Annotated in this window: 1 protein-coding gene; it reads left to right on the top strand. The window is 73.6% G+C overall.

What is annotated here, in order from left to right; all coding sequences use genetic code 11:
- A partial coding sequence (gene prs / locus JHN45_RS52565; protein WP_201056605.1) for a ribose-phosphate diphosphokinase occupies positions 1-398 on the top strand: 398 nt, incomplete at both ends.

The raw sequence follows: 398 nt of genomic DNA, 5'->3' as shown, positions 1-398 counted from the left end.
CGTGGGCTCCAAGGTCGACCGCAGCAAGCTGACCGTCGTCTCCCCGGACGCCGGCCGCGTGCGCGTCGCCGACCGCTGGTGCGACCGCCTCGGCGCGCCGCTGGCGATCGTGCACAAGCGGCGCGACAAGGACGTGGCGAACCAGGTGACCGTCCACGAGGTCGTCGGCGAGGTCAAGGGCCGCGTCTGCGTCCTGGTCGACGACATGATCGACACCGGCGGCACGATCTGCGCCGCGGCGGACGCGCTGTTCGCGCACGGCGCGGAGGACGTCATCGTGACGGCCACGCACGGCGTGCTCTCCGGCCCCGCGGCCGACCGCCTGAAGAACTCCCGCGTCAGCGAGTTCGTCCTCACCGACACGCTCCCCACGCCGGGCGAGGTCGGCGCCGACCTCG

The organism is Streptomyces sp. MBT53 (assembly GCF_016654115.1).
In the GTDB taxonomy this organism is placed as follows: Bacteria; Actinomycetota; Actinomycetes; order Streptomycetales; family Streptomycetaceae; genus Streptomyces.
This window is presented reverse-complemented; position numbering and strand designations above follow the sequence as displayed.